The following is a 14689-nucleotide window of genomic DNA, read 5'->3' on the forward strand; positions in this document are numbered from 1 at the left end:
CGGCCAGCAGGTCGCTCACGTCGCCACTCCCAGCGGTACGGCGACGGCGTGGAGCGCACCGGGCCGTCCCGGTGCGCGTCCGCCGCCGTTCGTCACGCGTTGCCCCCGGCCCGTTCGGCGGCCCGGGCGTTGCCCTTGGCGGCACTACCCGGCTTGCCGGCGCCCTTCGCCGCCTCGGTCAGCGACTTCCGCACGCCGTTGAGCAGCTCCAGCCAGCTCGTCTCGAACTTCTCCACGCCCTCGCGCTCCAGCGTGACGATCACGTCGGCCATGTCCACGCCGACCGCCTCGAGGTCGGTGAAGACCTTGCGGGCCTCGTCGTACGAGCCGGTGATGGTGTCCACGCGGACCTCACCGTGGTCGGCGAAGGCGTGGATGACCGACTCCGGCATGGTGTTGACCGTGCCGGGGGCGATCAGCTCCTCCACGTAGATGACGTCCCGGTAGTCCGGGTTCTTCGTCGACGTGGAGGCCCACAGCGGGCGCTGCGGGTGGGCGCCCGCGTCGGCCAGGGCCTGCCACCGGTCGGAGCCGAAGACCCCGCAGTAGCGCTCGTACGCCAGCCTGGCGTTGGCGACGGCGGCCTTGCCGCGCAGCGCCTTCGCCTGGTCCGAGCCGATCTTCCCCAGCCGCTTGTCCACCTCGGTGTCGACCCGGGAGACGAAGAACGAGGCGACCGAGCCGATCTTGGACAGGTCGTGGCCGTTCGCCTTCGCCTGCTCCAGGCCGGCGAGGAACGCCTCCATCACCTGGGAGTAGCGGTCCAGCCCGAAGATCAGCGTCACGTTGACGCTGATCCCCTGGGCGAGGGTCGCGGTGATCGCCGGCAGGCCCGCCTCGGTGGCCGGGATCTTGATGAAGAGGTTGGGCCGGTCGATCAGCCACCACAGCGACCCGGCCTCGGCGACGGTCTTCTCCGACTCGTGGGCCAGCCGCGGGTCCACCTCGATGGAGACCCGGCCGTCCACCCCCGCGGTCGCGTCGTACGCCGGCCGCATCACGTCACAAGCCCACCGCACGTCGTACGTGGTGAGCATGCGGACGGCCTCCTCGACGTCCACCCCACGGATGGCGAGGTCCTTGAGCTGCCAGTTGTACTCGTCCGCGTCGCTCAGCGCCTTGGCGAAGATGGTCGGGTTGGACGTCACCCCGACCAGGTGCTTCTCCCGGCGGAGCTGGTCCAGCCCACCGGAACTCAGTCGGGTCCTCGAAAGATCGTCGAGCCAGATCGCCACACCCGCGGCGCTGAGCTCAGCCAGCCTGTCCGTCATGCCGTCCACGCTCCCCTCAGTTACCGGTCGTGTTACCGGTGATGTCGCCCACCCGGGTCAGTGCCGCGTGCGCGGCGGCCACGATCCGGTCGGGGGTGAACCCGAACTGCTCGAAGAGCACGGTGTGCGGGGCGCTCGCGCCGTAGTGCTCCAGGCTCACGATCTCGCCGCAGTCGCCGACGATCCCGCGCCAGGACATGGCGATGCCCGCCTCCACGCTCACCCGTGCCTTTACCCCGCGTGGCAGCACCGACTCCCGGTAGGCCTCGTCCTGCTCGAAGAACCACTCCTGGCAGGGCATGGAGACGACCCGGGTCGGCGTGCCGTCGGCCTCCAGCCGCTCCCGGGCGGTGAGGCAGAGCTGCACCTCCGAGCCGGTGCCGACGATGATCACCTGCGGTTTGCCGGTGGACGCCTCGGCCAGCACGTAGCCGCCCTTGGCGACGCCCTCGGCGCCCGCCAGCGCCTCCCGGTCCACGGTCGGCAGCGGCTGCCGGCTGAGCGCCAGCGCGGTCGGCCGGTCGGTGTGCTCCAGGGCCTGCCGCCACGCCCACGCGGTCTCGTTTGCGTCCGCCGGGCGGACCACGTCCAGGCCGGGGATGGCCCGCAGCGCGGTCAGGTGCTCCACCGGCTGGTGGGTGGGGCCGTCCTCGCCGAGCCCGATCGAGTCGTGCGTCCAGACGTAGACCACCGGCAGCTTCATCAGCGCGGCGAGTCGGACAGAGGGGCGCATGTAGTCGCTGAACACCAGGAACGTGCCGCCGTACGGGCGGTGCCGCCGTGCAGGGCGATGCCGTTGAGGATCGCGCCCATGGCGTGCTCCCGGATGCCGAAGTGCAGCGTGCGGCCGTACTCGTCGCCGGGGAAGTCCTTGGTGGCGTGGGTGGCCGGGATGAAGGACGGCTCACCCTTCATCGTGGTGTTGTTGCTCTCCGCCAGGTCGGCCGAGCCGCCCCAGAGCTCCGGCAGCACCGGGGCGAGCGCCTCCAGCACCTTGCCGGAGGCGGCCCGGGTGGCCACGCCCTTGGCGTCGGCGGGGAAGGTCGGCAGCGCGTCCGTCCAGCCCTGTGGCAGCACCCGGCCGGCCATCCGGTCGTAGAGCGTCCTGCGCTCCGGGTTGGCCCCGGCCCAGGCGTCGAAGGCCGTGGTCCACGCCTGCTGGGCCTCGGCGCCGCGGACCATCACCGTGCGGGCGTGCTCGAGGACCTCCTCGTGGACCTCGAAGCTCTTCTGCGGGTCGAAGCCGAGGATCTCCTTGGTGGCCTTCACCTCGTCCGCGCCGAGCGCCGAGCCGTGGATCTTGCCGGTGTTCTTCTTGTTGGGGGCGGGCCAGCCGATGATGGTGCGCAGCGCGATGAAGGAGGGGCGGCCGGTCTCGGCCTTCGCCGCCACCAGCGCCCGGTACAGCGCCTCGACGTCCTCGTGGTAGTCGCCCTGGTCGGCGTCGCCGCGCCGCCAGTCGACGGTCTGCACGTGCCAGCCGTACGCCTCGTAGCGGGCCGCGACGTCCTCGCTCTTGGCGATCCGGGTGTCGTCCTCGATCGAGATCTCGTTGTCGTCGTAGATCACCGTGAGGTTGCCGAGCTGCTGGTGGCCGGCGAGCGAGCTGACCTCGTGGGAGATGCCCTCCTCGATGTCGCCGTCCGAGGCGATGCACCAGATGTCGTGGTCGAAGACCGACTCGCCCTGCTCCGGCTCCGGGTCGAAGAGGCCGCGCTCGCGGCGGGCCGCCATCGCCATCCCGACCGCGTTGCCCAGGCCCTGGCCGAGCGGGCCGGTGGTGGTCTCCACGCCCGGGGTGTGCCCGTGCTCCGGGTGGCCCGGGGTGAGGGAGCCCCACTGCCGCAGCGACTGCAGGTCCTGCAGGCTCAGCGGGTAGCCGGAGAGGAAGAGCTGGATGTAGAGGGTCAGGCTGGAGTGCCCGGCGGAGAGCACGAAGCGGTCCCGACCGGGCCAGTTCGGGTCGGCGGGGTTGTGCCGCATGACCCGGTTGAAGAGGAGGTAGGCCGCCGGGGCGAGGCTCATCGCCGTGCCCGGGTGGCCGTTGCCGGATTTCTCCACGGCGTCCATGGCCAGCACGCGGACCGTGTCGACGGCCCTGCGGTCGAGGTCGGACCAGTTGAGAGCGGGAAGCTCGGGTCGGTTGGCAGCCACGATGGTTGTGCTCCTCGGCAGATGGGCGGAACCCTCACTGATGACCCTATCGAGCGGCCCTAAACATGCGCCCGGGGATCCTCTGCATGGTGTTCTGTACGTGTCCGACCGGATCGGTCGTTCGATGCCGACTGTGACGCCTCGCACCGTTGTCGGGTCTCGCGGGCAGCCAAAACGACGACGCGTAGTGTGTGGGGCGGTGTGTGGACCCCGGACGGGGTCCGGACCGACCGACCTCCCCCTGCCGACGCCGGAAGGTGGCAATCCGTGAGCATGATCACCGAGCGCCCCGTCAGCAACTCTGCCGGGCAGCCGCCGGTGCGCACGGTGGGGGAGGCGCCGGCGACCAGCCGTCGGGACGTCCGGGCGGCGGTCGGGGCGTACGTGGCGCTGACCAAGCCGCGGATCGTCGAGCTGCTGCTGGTCACCACCGTGCCGGCGATGATGCTCGCCGACGGCGGGATGCCGTCGCTCTGGCTGGTCGCCGTGGTGCTGGTCGGTGGCTCGCTCGCCGCCGGGGCGGCCAGCGTCCTGAACTGCTACATCGACCGGGACATCGACCAGCTGATGCGGCGCACCAAGCGCCGTCCGCTGCCGGCGCACACCGTGGCGCCCCGCAACGCGCTCGTCTTCGGGCTGGTGCTCGCGGTGATCTCGGTCGCCCTGATGGCCGCGACCACCAACTGGCTGGCGGCCGGGCTGACCCTGGCCGCCATCGCCTACTACGACCTCGTCTACACGCTCTGGCTCAAGCGGACCACCGCGGCCAACACCTTCTGGGGCGGGGCGTGCGGGGCCGCGCCGGTGCTGATCGGCTGGGCCGCGGTCACCGGCTCGCTCGCCCCCGCCGCGTGGGGCCTGTTCGCGGTGGTCTTCTTCTGGCAGATGCCGCACTTCTACGCGCTGGCCATCAAGTACAAGGCCGACTACGCCCGGGCCGGCATCCCGATGCTGCCGGTGGTGGCCTCGGTGCGTCGGGTCAACGCCGAGATCATCGTCTTCTCCTGGCTGACCCTGCTCTCCTCGCTGGCCGTCTGGCCGCTCGGGATGAGCCCGATCTACGGCGTGACCGCGCTGGTGGTGGGCGGCATCTTCGTGGTCGAGGCGCACAAGCTCTGCGGGCGGGCGGCCCGCGGCGAGGCGGTCAAGCCGATGCGGCTGTTCCACTGGTCGACCACGTACCTCACGATCCTCTTCGCGGCCGCCGCGCTCGACGCGTTGATCTGACCCATTCGCAGTCATCCGGGCGGATGACTGCACGCAGGTCGCAGATTTCATCAGAATTTTTTTCGCCCTGAGTCCGGGTGGCTCATGTCGGACAGATTGTGACTATCCGCCCCGCCCGTTTCGCCCTGACTTAGCAGGACATGTCCGGGCGAATTACCTGTGGTCTTCCTTAAACCCGAGGGTAATTGGCATCACAAATTGTTCATGCTTCTCGCACATGCGGGTGGAAGTCTGCTTAGGCTTCGCGTCATGGCAGATGGTTCCGATACGACGCTGACGGCTCAGCAGGCCGCTGGAGAGCAGGCCCCCAACGGTCTGGTTTCAGGCATCAAGTCGTTCGCCGCCGGACACGGCGGCGCGAAGGCGGTCATCGAGTACGTCGGCAAGCGTGGAGCGCGGATCGTCCTCGTGGGTGAGGACGGGGCGTGGGCCGACCAGTTCGCGGACGACACCGTCGTCGCGCGGCAGGCCTGCGCCAAGGCGGGGGTCACCGTCGAGAACGCCTGGGAGCGGGAACTGATGGACCAGATGCGGCCGAGCAACGACCTCTGGCGGTCCATGGCCCGACGCACCATGGCCCGTTGACCGATAAATTGATCAACAACCACCAGCCGGCCCGGGGGAAACCCCGGGTCGCTCTCGTGACCTGCACCGAACTCGCCGACCTCGACCCGGACGACCGGCTGGTGCTCGGGCCGCTGGCCACCCGGGGGATCGCCGCCGACGCGGTGGTCTGGGACGACCCGGCTGTGGACTGGCCCGCGTACGACCTGGCGGTGCTCCGCTCGCCCTGGGACTACGCGCTGCGCCGCGACGAGTTCGTCGCCTGGGCGGCCAAGGTGCCGGGCCTGGTCAACCCGGCCGAGGTGGTCCTCTGGAACACCGACAAGCGCTACCTGGCCGAGCTCTCCGCAGCCGGGGTGCCCACGGTGTCCACGGCGTGGGTGGCGCCCGGGGAGGGCTGGGTGCCCGGGGACTCCGGCGAGTACGTCGTCAAGCCGGCGGTCAGCGCCGGCAGCCAGGACACCGGCCGCTACGACCTGGCGGACCCGGAGCACCGTGAGCTCGCCGCCGCGCACGTCCGGCGGCTCTCCGACGCGGGCCGGCTGACCATGGTGCAGCCGTACCTCCACGCGGTCGACACGGCCGGCGAGACGGCCCTGCTCTTCCTGGCCGGTCCGGACGGGCTCCGGTTCAGCCACGCGATCCGCAAGGGCGCCATGCTGACCGGCCCGGACCTGGGCGTCGAGGGGCTCTACAAGGCCGAGGACATCAGCGCCCGGACGGCCACGCCCGAGCAGTTGGCGGTGGCGGAGCAGACCCTCGCCGCGGTACCCGGCGGTACCGGGCAGCTGCTCTACGCCCGGGTGGACCTCATCCCGAACCCGGACGGATCGCCCGTCCTGGTCGAGCTGGAACTCACCGAGCCCTCGCTCTTCATCGGCCACGCCGACGGCGCCCCCGAGCGGCTGGCCGAGGCGATCGCCACCCACCTGGCCCGCCGCCCCTGACCGTCTCCGGGTGCGTGTGTCGTCGCCCGGCGACGACAGGCGCACCCGATCCGTCCGGTGCCTGTCCCGCCGACCGGCGGATCTTCGCGCGCGCAGCGCGGAAGGGGCGGGGGGATCAGGCGGCGGCGGGGGCCGGTTCGGTGGCGAGGACGGGGTCCGGGGTGGGCTGGACGGGGCGGCGTTCGCGGGTCGACCAGAGCGCCGCGAGGGCGGCCAGCAGCACGAGGCAGGAGCCGAGCATGTGCGCGGCCACCAGCAGCGCCGGCAGGTGGGTGAAGTACTGCACGAAGCCGATCAGGCCCTGCCCGAGTTCCACCGCGACCAGCACCACGGCGGCCCGGGTGGCCCGGGCCGCGCCGATCGCGCGGAAGGCGAAGACCAGCGCCACGGACAGCCCGATCAGCAGGAAGACGCCGTCGGCGTGCACCTGGGAGATCGCTTCGGGGTCCAGGCCGTTGCGGGCGGCGCCCTGGTCGCCGGCGTGCGGGCCGCTGCCGGTCACCCAGGTGCCGACCACCAGCACCGCCGCGCCGACCAGCGTGGTGACCAGCGCGAGGGTGCGCAGCGCGGCGGGCACGGTGGGGGTCGCCGGCCCGTCCGGCTCGACGGTGCGCCGCCAGAGGGCGTACGCGGCGGCGATGACCAGCATCGAGGCGAGGAAGTGCAGCCCGACCACCCACGGGTTGAGGTTGGTCAGCACGGTGATGCCGCCGATCACCGCCTGCGCGGGGATGCCCAGGAAGACCGCGACGGCCAAGGGCAGCAGGCCGCGCGGGCGGGGCCGCCGGGCCAGCACGGCGAGCAGCACGGCGAGCGCGATGATCCCGACCGCGAAGGTGAGCAGTCGGTTGCCGAACTCGATCACGCCGTGCGCGCCCATCTCCGGAGTGGTGACATACGACCCGTCGGTGCACCGGGGCCAGGTGGGGCAGCCGAGACCGGAGGCGGTGAGCCGGACGGCCCCGCCGGTGACCACGATCGCGACGTTCGCGATGATCGAGGCGAACGCGAGGCGGCGCAGCAGCGAGGCGGAGACCGGGAACCGGACGGAAGGCTTCACGGAGCGAATCCTACGCACCGTAGTGGTACCCGATCGGGCGACTCTGTCGGGCCGGTGGTCGGGATCACCGGGACCCGGGTTTGCGGGCCCCGGATGAATTACGTAACGTTGGCGTTGTGAAAAACGCGGCGGAGCTCTCCGGGCACCTGCCGACGACCGCTCCGGTCGCCGGCGCGGCCGCGTCCGATCTTTCCACCCGGGACCGGGTCACCCAACTCCTGTTGGAGCGGGGGGCGACCACCGCCGCGCAGCTCGGCTCGGCGCTCGGGCTCAGCCCGGCGGCGATCCGCCGGCACCTCGACGCGATGCTCGCCGACGGCGACGTGGTCGCCCGCGAGCAGGCCGTGCGGGGCAGCCGCGGTCGGGGTCGCCCGGCCAAGGTGTTCGTGTTGACCGAGGCGGCCCGGGTCCGCTGTGGCACCCACCACTACGACAACATGGCCACCGCCGCGCTGCGCTGGATCGCCGGCAACGGCGGGCCCGAGGCGGTCGCGGCGTTCGCCGCCGACCAGGTGGCTGCACTGGAGGCCCGCTGCCGGGCCGCCATGGAGGGCGCCGGCGACAATCCGATGGCCCGGGCGGAGGCGCTCGCGGGAGCGCTGACCGTCGAGGGATACGCTGCCAACGCGTCCACGATCGCCTCCGGCGGCCAGCTCTGTCAGCACCACTGTCCGGTGGCGCACGTCGCCGCCGAGTTCCCCCAGCTGTGCGAGGCCGAGACCGCGGTGATCTCCCGTCTGGTCGGCACCCACGTGCAGCGCCTGGCCACCATCGCGCACGGCGACGGGGTGTGCACCACGCACATCCCGGCCCAGCCGCGTGCCCAGTCCGGTAAGACCGTCACCACTGTGAGGACAGATAGATGACCGAGCAGATCGTCCAGCCCCTGACCCAGGAGGAGCAGCTCGCTGCCCTCGGTCGGTACGAGTACGGCTGGTCCGACCCCGACGCCGCCGGGGCAATCGCCCAGCGTGGCCTCAACGAGGCGGTGGTGCGGGACATCTCGGCGAAGAAGAACGAGCCGGCCTGGATGCTCGACCTGCGCCTGAAGGGCCTGCGGCTGTTCGGCCGCAAGCCGATGCCGGCCTGGGGCGCGGACCTCACCGGGATCGACTTCGACAACATCAAGTACTTCGTGCGGTCCACCGAGAAGCAGGCCACCAGCTGGGAGGACCTGCCGGAGGACATCAAGAACACCTACGACCGGCTGGGCATCCCGGAGGCGGAGAAGCAGCGACTGGTCGCCGGTGTCGCGGCGCAGTACGAGTCCGAGGTGGTCTACCACAAGATCCGTGAGGACCTCGAGGAGCAGGGTGTCATCTTCCTGGACACCGACACCGCGCTGCGCGAGCACGAGGACGTCTTCAAGGAGTACTTCGGCACGGTGATCCCGGTCGGCGACAACAAGTTCGCCGCGCTGAACACCTCCGTGTGGTCCGGTGGCTCGTTCATCTACGTGCCGAAGGGCGTGCACGTGGAGATCCCGCTGCAGGCCTACTTCCGGATCAACACGGAGAACATGGGCCAGTTCGAGCGGACGCTGATCATCGTCGACGAGGGTGCGTACGTGCACTACGTCGAGGGCTGCACCGCGCCGCTGTACTCCTCCGACTCGCTGCACAGCGCGGTCGTGGAGATCATCGTCAAGAAGAACGCCCGCTGCCGTTACACGACCATCCAGAACTGGTCGAACAACGTCTACAACCTGGTCACCAAGCGCGCCGTCTGCCACGAGGGCGCGACCATGGAGTGGGTCGACGGCAACATCGGCTCCAAGGTCACCATGAAGTACCCGGCGGTCTACATGACCGGCGAGCACGCCAAGGGCGAGGTGCTCTCGGTGGCCATGGCCGGCGAGGGCCAGCACCAGGACGCCGGCGCCAAGATGGTGCACGCGGCACCGCACACCTCCTCGACCATCGTGTCGAAGTCGATCGCCCGGGGCGGCGGTCGCACCTCGTACCGCGGTCTGGTGCAGGTGCTGGAGGGTTCGCACAGCAGCCGGAGCACGGTCAAGTGCGACGCCCTGCTGGTGGACACCATCTCCCGCTCGGACACCTACCCGTACGTCGACATCCGTGAGGACGACGTGTCGATGGGGCACGAGGCGACCGTCTCCAAGATCAGTGACGACCAGCTCTTCTACCTGATGAGCCGGGGCCTGAGCGAGGACGAGGCGATGGCGATGATCGTGCGCGGCTTCATCGAGCCGATCGCCAAGGAGCTCCCGATGGAGTACGCCCTGGAGCTCAACCGCCTGATCGAGCTCCAGATGGAGGGCGCGGTCGGCTGACGCCGCCCACCTTGCGGCGGGCCGTGCCCGGCCCGCCCTCCGGTTCACCTGACACCGCCGTCGCAGAACAGACCAAGGAAGAGATGACTACCCAGGCTTCCGCGCCCCCGAGCACCAAGTCGCAGGCGCTCCGCTCGTACGACGTCGCCGACTTCCCGGCCCTGACCGGCCTGGAGGAGGAGTGGCGCTTCACCCCGCTCAAGCGCCTGCGCGGCCTGGTCGGCGGGGCGCAGGCCGCGACCGGCACGGTCCGGCACGAGTACGGCGACCTGCCCGAGGGCGTCACCGTCTCCCGGATCGGCAAGGACGACCCGCGAGTGGGCAGCGTGCTCACCCCGGTCGACCGGGTCAGCGCGCTCGCCTACGGCGCGCCGCGGACGCGCTGCTGGTCCAGGTAGATCCCTCGGCCGTGGTTGCGGCGCCGGTGAGCCTGCGGGTGGTCGGCGACGGCGCCGAGGGCGTGGCGTTCGGGCACACCTTCGTCGAGGTGGGCCGGTTCGCCGAGGTGACGGTGGTGCTGGAGCACGCCGGCTCCGCGACCCTCGCGGACAACGTCGAGGTGGCGGTGGCCGACGGCGCGAAGCTGACCCTGGTCACCGTGGCCGACTGGGCGGACGACGCCGTCCAGGCCCAGCACCTGAAGGTCAAGTTGGGCCGGGACGCCAAGATGATCCACGTCCAGGTCAGCCTGGGCGGCGACCTGGTCCGCCAGTACACCAGCGTGGAGTACGCCGACCGGGGTGGCGAGGCCGAGCTGTACGGCGTCTACTTCGCCGACTCGGGCCAGCACCTGGAGCACCGCCAGCTGGTCGACCACACCGTGCCGGACTGCCGCAGCTACGTCGGCTACCGGGGCGCCTGCAGGGGGAGAGCGCGCACACCGTCTGGGTGGGTGACGTGCTGATCCGTGCCGAGGCGACCGGCACCGACACGTACGAGATCAACCGGAACCTGCTGCTCACCGACGGCGCGCGGGCGGACTCCGTACCGAATCTGGAGATCGAGACCGGCGAGATCGCCGGCGCCGGCCACGCGAGCGCGACCGGCCGCTTCGACGACGAGCAGCTGTTCTACCTGATGGCCCGGGGCATCCCGGAGGGCGAGGCCCGCCGTCTGGTGGTGCGCGGCTTCTTCGCCGAGCTGATCAACAAGATCCCGGTCGAGGAGCTGCGGGAGCGGCTCGGCGACGCGATCGAGGCGCGACTGACCAAGGCCGGCGCCTGATGATCAAGATCTGCTCGACCGAGGACGTGCCGAAGGGCACCGCGATCAGCGCCGACGTGGACGGCACCCAGATCGCCATCGTGCACGGCGAGGACGACAACTTCTACGCCGTGTACGACGAGTGCTCGCACGCCGCGGTGGCCCTCTCCGAGGGCGAGGTCGACGGCTGCACGCTGGAATGCTGGCTGCACGGATCCCGTTTCGACCTGAGGACGGGTGAGCCCACCGGGCTGCCCGCCACCGAACCCGTTCCCGTCTATCCCGTCGAAGTCCGCGACGGCGACATCTACGTCAGCCTGACGCCGAGCAATGGAGTGACCCGCTAATGAGCACCCTGGAGATCCGCGACCTGAAGGTGTCGGTCAAGCTGCCCGAGGGTGAGCTCAAGCCGATCCTGGCCGGTGTCGACCTGACCGTGAAGTCGGGTGAGACCCACGCGATCATGGGCCCGAACGGCTCGGGCAAGTCCACCCTCGCGTACTCGATCGCCGGTCACCCGAAGTACGAGATCACCGGCGGCTCGGTGACCCTCGACGGCGAGGACGTGCTGGCCATGTCCGTCGACGAGCGGGCCCGCGCCGGCCTCTTCCTGGCCATGCAGTACCCGGTCGAGGTCCCCGGCGTCTCGGTCGCCAACTTCCTGCGTACCGCCAAGACCGCCATCGACGGCGAGGCCCCGAAGCTGCGCACCTGGGGCGGCGAGCTGCGCGGCGCCATGGAGCGCCTCCAGATGGACCCGGCGTTCGCCCAGCGCAACGTCAACGAGGGCTTCTCCGGCGGCGAGAAGAAGCGGCACGAGATCGTGCAGCTGGAGCTGCTCAAGCCGAAGATGGCGATCCTCGACGAGACCGACTCCGGCCTCGACGTGGACGCGCTGCGCGTGGTCAGCGAGGGCGTCAACCGGGTCCGCGACACCGGCGACACCGGCCTGCTCCTGATCACCCACTACACCCGGATCCTGCGCTACATCAAGCCCGACTTCGTGCACGTCTTCGTCGCCGGCCGAATCGTCGAGCAGGGCGGCCCGGAGCTGGCCGACAAGCTCGAGGAATCCGGCTACGAGCGGTACGTCGCCGGAGCCGGCGCCGCGCGGGCCTGAGACACGGAACAGGGGCTGCTGAGATGACCACGATCGCCATCCCCGAGGGGATGCCGCAGTACGACGACGTGCCGCGTTTCGACGTGGCCGCGGTGCGCGCCGACTTCCCGATCCTCGACCGGGAGGTCAACGGCCACCGGCTGGTCTATCTCGACAGCGCCAACACCGCGCACAAGCCGCGGCAGGTGCTCGACGTGCTCGCCGAGCACTACGCGATGCACAACGCCAACGTGTCGCGCTCGGTGCACACCCTGGGCACCGAGGCGACCGAGGCGTACGAGGGGGCGCGGGCGAAGGTCGCCGCGTTCATCAACGCGCCGAGCGTGGACGAGGTGGTGTTCACCAAGAACTCCACCGAGGCGATCAACATCGTGGCGTACGCGTTCTCGAACGCCTCGCTGCGGCCCGACGCCGACCCGCGGTTCCGGCTGGGTCCGGGCGACGAGGTGGTGATCTCCGAGATGGAGCACCACTCGAACATCGTCCCGTGGCAGCTGCTCTGCGAGCGGACCGGCGCGACCCTGCGCTGGTTCCCGGTCACCGAGCAGGGCCGGCTGGACGAGTCCGGGCTGGACGGCCTCGTCACCGAGCGGACGAAGATCGTCTCGCTGGTGCACACCTCGAACATCCTCGGCACGGTCAACGCCACCTCCCGGATCACCCAGCGGGTCCGCGAGGTCGGCGCGCTGCTGCTGCTCGACTGCTCGCAGTCGGTGCCGCACATGCCGATGGACGTGGTCGACTACGACGCCGACTTCATCGTCTTCACCGGCCACAAGATGTGTGGTCCGACCGGCGTCGGCGTGCTGTGGGGCCGGGGCGAGCTGCTCGCCGCGATGCCCCCGGTGTTCGGCGGCGGCTCGATGATCGAGACGGTCAGCATGGCCCGGTCGACGTTCGCCGCGCCGCCGGCCCGGTTCGAGGCGGGCACCCCGCCGATCGCCGAGGCGGTCGCGCTCGGCGCGGCGGTGGACTACCTCAGCGGCGTCGGCATGCGGGCCATCCAGTGGCACGAGAAGGAGCTGACGGCGTACGCGCTGGACGCCCTCGCCACCGTGCCCGGGCTGCGGATCTTCGGCCCGAACGTGCCGGTCGGCCGGGGCGGGACGATCTCCTTCGCGCTCGGCGACATCCACCCGCACGACGTGGGGCAGGTCCTGGACTCGCTCGGCGTGCAGGTGCGGGTGGGGCACCACTGCGCGAAGCCGGTGTGCAGCCGGTTCGGCGTGCCCGCCATGACGCGGGCGTCGTTCTACCTGTACACCACGACGGAGGAGATCGACGCGCTGGTGGCCGGTCTGGAGCAGGTGCGGAAGGTGTTCGACTGATGCAGCTCGACCAGCTCTACCAGGAGATCATCCTGGACCACTACAAGCACCCGCACGGCCGTGGCCTGCGGGACGCGGTGGACCCGGACGCCCGGGTCGGCGAGGCGCATCACGTCAACCCGACCTGCGGTGACGAGATCACCGTGCGGGTGACCACCGACGGAAAGGTGTTCACCGACATCTCGTACGACGGCATGGGCTGCTCGATCAGTCAGGCCTCGGCGAGCGTGCTGCACGAGCTGCTGCGCGGCCGGGCCGCGGACGACGCGAGCGTGGTGCACGAGGCGTTCGTCGAGTTGATGTCCGGGCGTGGCCAGGTCACGCCGGACGAAGAGGTGCTCGGAGACGGGGTGGCGTTCGCGGGTGTCGCGCGCTACCCGGCCCGGGTGAAGTGCGCGCTGCTGTCGTGGATGGCGTTCAAGGACGCCGCGGCACGCGCCGGCGTGGGCGTGAGCCCTACGGAGGTGAAGGCATGAGTTCTGAGGAGACCACCGGCACGGCGGCCGGCGCTGTGGCGGAGGCCGGCGCGGCTTCGGCGGCGACCGGCGGCAAGGCGGCCGTCCCCGACATCGAGGAGGCGATGAAGGACGTCGTCGACCCCGAGCTGGGCATCAACGTGGTCGACCTCGGCCTCGTGTACGGCGTGCACGTCGACGACGACAACGTCGCCACGCTGGACATGACGCTGACCTCGGCGGCGTGCCCGCTCACCGACGTGATCGAGGACCAGGCTCGGCAGGCGCTGACCACCGGCCCCGGTGGGGGACTGGTCAACGACATCCGGATCAACTGGGTCTGGCTGCCGCCGTGGGGCCCCGACAAGATCACCGACGAGGGCCGGGACCAGCTCCGTTCCCTCGGCTTCAACGTCTGACCCGACTGCGGTCGGTCGTCATCGAGCGCGGTGCCCCAGGGGCGCCGCGCTCGACGCGTTTCCCCGCCTGCCGGCAGGCGGATGCCCTCCGCCCGCCATGATCGTTTGCGGTTCGCGGGCCTGACCCGCCGGGTGGAAAGACCGAGGACGTCAGACGATCTTGTCGGGCCCCGGGGTCCCGCCTCGGTTCCCGGCGGCGGCCCCGGCCGTCGGCGCGAAATCCGCTTCCACCGCCCCTCCGGCGCGGCCACAATGACCCGGTGACCGATCTCCGCATCCGCCCAGCTGTCCCCGCCCACGCCGTCGTCGACGCGGGGCGACAGCAGCAGGCCGACGCCGGGAGGTGGTCCGGGCCCGCCCGCCATGGGTGACGCCCTCCTCGCCGGCCTGCTCGCCGGCTACGGCGTCGCCATCCCGGTCGGCGCCATCGCGATCCTCATCCTCGGGCTCAGTGCCCGTACCTCGTTCCGGGTCGGGGCGGCCGCGGCGCTCGCGGTGGCCACCGCCGACGGGCTCTATGCTGCCGTCGCGACGATCGGCGGCGCGGGACTGGCCGGCGTCATCGCCCCGGTCGCCGGCCCGCTGCGGGTGGCCGCCGCGCTGGTGCTGCTCGGGCTCGCCGCCCACGGGCTGCGCTCCGCCTGGCGT

The 14689-nt window shown here is 71.0% G+C and carries 13 protein-coding genes and 2 pseudogenes; 12 read left to right on the top strand and 3 right to left on the bottom strand.

Annotated elements, in window-relative coordinates; all coding sequences use genetic code 11:
* Positions 1 to 92: 92 nt before the first annotated feature.
* Both tal and tkt read right to left on the bottom strand, forming a co-directional pair.
* On the bottom strand, positions 93 to 1271 hold the full coding sequence (gene tal / locus JNW87_RS22210; protein WP_109805984.1) for a transaldolase: 1179 nt from the start codon (positions 1269 to 1271) through the stop codon (positions 93 to 95).
* A gap of 16 nt (positions 1272 to 1287) precedes the next feature.
* A pseudogene (gene tkt / locus JNW87_RS22215) lies at positions 1288 to 3425 on the bottom strand (transketolase).
* A gap of 267 nt (positions 3426 to 3692) precedes the next feature.
* On the opposite strand from tkt, the gene JNW87_RS22220 reads away from it, so the two are divergent.
* The 3 genes from JNW87_RS22220 to JNW87_RS22230 all read left to right on the top strand — a co-directional run bounded on the left by JNW87_RS22220 (position 3693) and on the right by JNW87_RS22230 (position 6163).
* Positions 3693 to 4652: a heme o synthase gene (locus tag JNW87_RS22220; RefSeq protein WP_109805969.1), complete on the top strand. Its 960-nt coding sequence runs from the start codon at positions 3693 to 3695 to the stop codon at positions 4650 to 4652.
* A 249-nt stretch (positions 4653 to 4901) separates the two neighbouring features.
* Positions 4902 to 5237 carry a hypothetical protein gene (locus tag JNW87_RS22225; RefSeq protein WP_109805968.1) on the top strand — a complete coding sequence of 112 codons (336 nt, stop codon included), beginning with the start codon at positions 4902 to 4904 and terminating at the stop codon, positions 5235 to 5237.
* 8 nt (positions 5238 to 5245) lie between these two features.
* Entirely contained in the window at positions 5246 to 6163 is a 918-nt protein-coding gene (locus JNW87_RS22230; protein WP_109805967.1) for a RimK family alpha-L-glutamate ligase, read from the top strand.
* 115 nt (positions 6164 to 6278) lie between these two features.
* On the opposite strand, the gene JNW87_RS22235 is transcribed toward JNW87_RS22230, so the two are convergent.
* Complete coding sequence (locus tag JNW87_RS22235) at positions 6279 to 7241, bottom strand: heme A synthase (protein WP_238454340.1); 963 nt, start codon at positions 7239 to 7241, stop codon at positions 6279 to 6281.
* A 98-nt stretch (positions 7242 to 7339) separates the two neighbouring features.
* Between JNW87_RS22235 and JNW87_RS22240 the strand changes: the two genes are divergently transcribed.
* The 9 genes and pseudogenes from JNW87_RS22240 to JNW87_RS22280 all read left to right on the top strand — a co-directional run.
* Positions 7340 to 8089: a metalloregulator ArsR/SmtB family transcription factor gene (locus tag JNW87_RS22240; protein WP_109805490.1), complete on the top strand. Its 750-nt coding sequence runs from the start codon at positions 7340 to 7342 to the stop codon at positions 8087 to 8089.
* Complete coding sequence (sufB, locus tag JNW87_RS22245; protein WP_109805489.1) at positions 8086 to 9516, top strand: Fe-S cluster assembly protein SufB; 1431 nt, start codon at positions 8086 to 8088, stop codon at positions 9514 to 9516. Before JNW87_RS22240 ends, sufB begins: the two co-directional genes overlap by 4 nt.
* Positions 9517 to 9599: 83 nt before the next feature.
* A pseudogene (gene sufD / locus JNW87_RS22250) lies at positions 9600 to 10740 on the top strand (Fe-S cluster assembly protein SufD).
* A complete protein-coding gene (locus tag JNW87_RS22255) occupies positions 10740 to 11066 on the top strand; it encodes a non-heme iron oxygenase ferredoxin subunit (protein ID WP_088961257.1) in 327 nt (108 codons plus the stop codon). Before sufD ends, JNW87_RS22255 begins: the two are co-directional and overlap by 1 nt.
* Positions 11066 to 11839, top strand: a complete 774-nt coding sequence (gene sufC / locus JNW87_RS22260) for a Fe-S cluster assembly ATPase SufC (protein WP_109805487.1) — start codon at positions 11066 to 11068, stop codon at positions 11837 to 11839. Before JNW87_RS22255 ends, sufC begins: the two co-directional genes overlap by 1 nt.
* A 23-nt stretch (positions 11840 to 11862) precedes the next feature.
* On the top strand, positions 11863 to 13167 hold the full coding sequence (locus JNW87_RS22265; protein ID WP_109805486.1) for a cysteine desulfurase: 1305 nt from the start codon (positions 11863 to 11865) through the stop codon (positions 13165 to 13167).
* On the top strand, positions 13167 to 13643 hold the full coding sequence (sufU, locus tag JNW87_RS22270; protein ID WP_109805485.1) for a Fe-S cluster assembly sulfur transfer protein SufU: 477 nt from the start codon (positions 13167 to 13169) through the stop codon (positions 13641 to 13643). Before JNW87_RS22265 ends, sufU begins: the two co-directional genes overlap by 1 nt.
* The gene (locus JNW87_RS22275; protein ID WP_109805484.1) at positions 13640 to 14041 is read left to right on the top strand and encodes a metal-sulfur cluster assembly factor; all 402 of its coding nucleotides are present in this window, start codon (positions 13640 to 13642) and stop codon (positions 14039 to 14041) included. Before sufU ends, JNW87_RS22275 begins: the two co-directional genes overlap by 4 nt.
* Before the next feature lie 363 nt (positions 14042 to 14404).
* The coding region (locus tag JNW87_RS22280; protein ID WP_238454341.1) for a LysE family transporter at positions 14405 to 14689 on the top strand (285 nt) is incomplete at its 3' end.

Origin of the sequence: Micromonospora sp. ATA51 (genome assembly GCF_016802855.1) — a bacterium.
In the GTDB taxonomy this organism is placed as follows: domain Bacteria; phylum Actinomycetota; class Actinomycetes; order Mycobacteriales; family Micromonosporaceae; genus Micromonospora; species Micromonospora sicca.